This is a genomic window from Planktothrix sp. FACHB-1355 (assembly GCF_014748295.1).
GTDB lineage: Bacteria > Cyanobacteriota > Cyanobacteriia > Cyanobacteriales > Aerosakkonemataceae > Aerosakkonema > Aerosakkonema funiforme_A.
Genome location: NZ_JACJUP010000979.1, coordinates 1 through 2,760 on the forward strand (window position 1 = coordinate 1; position 2,760 = coordinate 2,760).

A 2,760-nucleotide genomic window follows, 5' to 3' on the forward strand; every position below is an offset into this window, starting at 1 on the left:
AATGCAATACATATTGTTTGAGCGGGAAGGGAGTAATTCTGCCCACCTACTTATTCCGTATAATTAGAGATAAGATTACTCAATAAAAAGAGGCAATCGAATGATGAATTGGGTAGCATTGTTCGCGCTTTGAACAGCGATCGTCCCACGCATTTGCTCAACTAGCTTTTTTACCAGTGCCAGTCCCAAGCCAGTGCCACTGTGCTTCCAAGGGTCTTTGTTAGGAATACGGTAGAACTTATCAAAAACACGAGGCAGTTCTTCGGGAGCAATTTCGACACCCGTATTCACGATATTTAAATAGAAATGGTCGGTTTTTGTATAAGCATAAATAGAGATCGTCTCACGGGGGGGGGTATATTTGCAGGCATTATTGAGTAGTTCGGTGACGATCCGGCTGAAGCTATGCAAGTCAACAGTCAGGATAGGAAAATCGGGAGCGATTTCAACTTGTAGTGTTTGCTGTTGGTTTCGGGCTCTAATTTCAAAACTTTCGATCGCATGAGGCAACCAGTCTCGCAAATCGATCGGAGTAGGTTGACTGGCGTAAACACCCGCTTCGATGTGCTGAAGACTGAGCAGATCTTCGATTAAGTTTAGTTCCCGCTCAGATTCTTCCTGCAAAACCTTGAGATAATGGATCGCTTTGTTATTTTGTTCTTTAAAATCACAAATTTCCCGAACGAAAGTTTCCTCCTGATTAGTTAGCGTTATCAATAAGTTAGTGACCATTTGGATACTAGAGATTGGGGTACGCAGTTCGTGGGAGATAGTGTTGAGAAAATCGTCTTTGAGTTGATTGAGTCGTTGGAGTTCCTTGACCTGAGCTTGAGCAGCTTCATACAATTGAGCTTGACGGAGAGCGATCGCACACTGGTTAGCAACTTGTTGCACCAAATTAATTTCCATCTCGCTAAAGCTAGAACCGATCGCTTTGAATACCCAAAGATGGCCAATAATTCCAGCTTGTTGCAATTGCCCATCAACTATCGGACAGACGAAAATTGCTGAATGATAGGGAATGGGGCTAACTTGCATCTGACAAAACGCAAAACAATATCCCTGCTGCAATTGAGCGTATATCTCAGGTGCATGTTCGAGCTGGATTTGTTGTCCTTGAGTCGCGGGTAGCCCAGGTTGCACATACTGATAGTGAATTGTCGAGGTGAGGCGATCTGGACTGTAGAGGGCAGCATCGCAAGCTTTTGCTTCGATCGCGGTGGCTAATTCTTTGACTGCAATTTGCAGAATTTGATGGGAATCTAACGAGTCGCGTACTTTATCGGAAATGCGTTTGAGAGTAGCTTCAAAGGCGAGGGATTGCTGTAATTGTAAAGTACGAATATGCACTTGCCGTTCCAAAGTGCTGTTAAAATTTTGGATTTCCTGATATAGTTCTGCCTGTTGAATACCGATCGCAATCTGCCCTGCCAGTTGGGAAAGCAAACTCACTTCCGAACGCAGCCATACTCTGGGGGCAGAGCAATGGTGAATAATCAGCAATCCCCAGAGGTTTTCATTAGCCAGAATCGGTACAACTAACTTGGCTCGAACTGCCCATTGTTCGACAAATTTAACTAAACAAGGGGTAATATCAGCATTTTTGGCATAGATATCATTAATGATACAAATCCTGCCGTGTTTGTAAAGTTCGTGATAAGTGGAGGGAAATACTTCTTGTGGAAAATCCATTCCCAAAATAGCTGGGAACCCGGATACAACTGCTTCGTCAACCACTTTTCCCGTGTGATTCTCAAACAATTGATAAATTAAAACGCGCTCGGCTCGCAGCAACTGTTGAATGGCAGAAACCGTTGTACTGAAAACAACTTCTTTATCGAGAGATTGCCGAATTCGTTGAATAATTGTGCCCATTAACCGTTCTTGTTCGGCCTGAAATTGCAGCATTGCTCCGGTTTGCTGTAGCTGTTGATTCTGCTCTAATAATTGCTGCTGCTGCTGCCGAATCGTGAGTTGATGTCCGATCCGAACCAGTACTTCCTCGGTTTGAAAGGGTTTGGTAATATAATCTGCTGCACCAGCGGCAAAGGCTTTGACCTTATCGCTGGCATCATTCAACGCACTCAAGAAAATCACGGGGATATCGCGAGTGGCGGGATTGGCTTTCAGAATCGAACAAACCTGATAGCCATCCATTTGTGGCATCCGGATATCCAGCAAGATCAGATCGGGAGTATTGGCCTGAATCGCAGCCAAGGCGACTTCTCCACTGATAGCTTGTCTCACCTTGTACATTTCATCCCGCAAAATGCTAGACAAGATTCGCAAATTGTCCGGCTGGTCATCCACGATCAGAATATTGATTTTGCTGTTTGTTTTTTTAGGAACTGCAATTGCAGACATAACGATACTGCTACGTAGAACTTATACATTGCCGGACATAATTGGACAACGCTGTCTACTTCCTGTTTCTACCAAGGGTGTCGGCACGCAACTTGTCCACAGGCGTTTAGTTCAGGTTTAGCCAACCTTACTTTGTTGGGCGGCGCATTTTCCAAATTGATTGAGGCATTGGCATCCCGATCTTGGATGTGGTTACATTCCCTGCAATGAAACACTCTATCTGATAATTTCATTGGCTGAACGTGACCGCATTTTGAACAGGTTTTGGATGATGGGAACCATCTATCAACTAATTCTACTTTTGTCCCGTAATGCGCTTGCTTATAAACTAATTGGCGACGTACTTCATAAAAGCAATTGTCGCTTATCGCACTAGCTAGTTTGTGGTTGGCCATC

Annotated in this window: 2 protein-coding genes; both read right to left on the reverse strand. The window is 44.1% G+C overall.

Going from position 1 to position 2,760, the window contains the following annotated elements; all coding sequences use genetic code 11:
• Positions 1 to 75: 75 nt before the first annotated feature.
• Complete coding sequence (locus H6S82_RS27830) at positions 76 to 2,364, reverse strand: response regulator (RefSeq protein ID WP_190475379.1); 2,289 nt, start codon at positions 2,362 to 2,364, stop codon at positions 76 to 78.
• A gap of 68 nt (positions 2,365 to 2,432) precedes the next feature.
• Positions 2,433 to 2,760 (reverse strand): zinc ribbon domain-containing protein (locus tag H6S82_RS27835; protein WP_191057077.1); only part of this gene is annotated, 328 nt, incomplete at its 5' end.

Coding starts and splice junctions, on each gene's coding strand:
- H6S82_RS27830 (WP_190475379.1), bottom strand. CDS start 2,364: ATGTCTGCAATTGCAGTTCCTAAAAAAACAAACAGCAAAATCAATATT.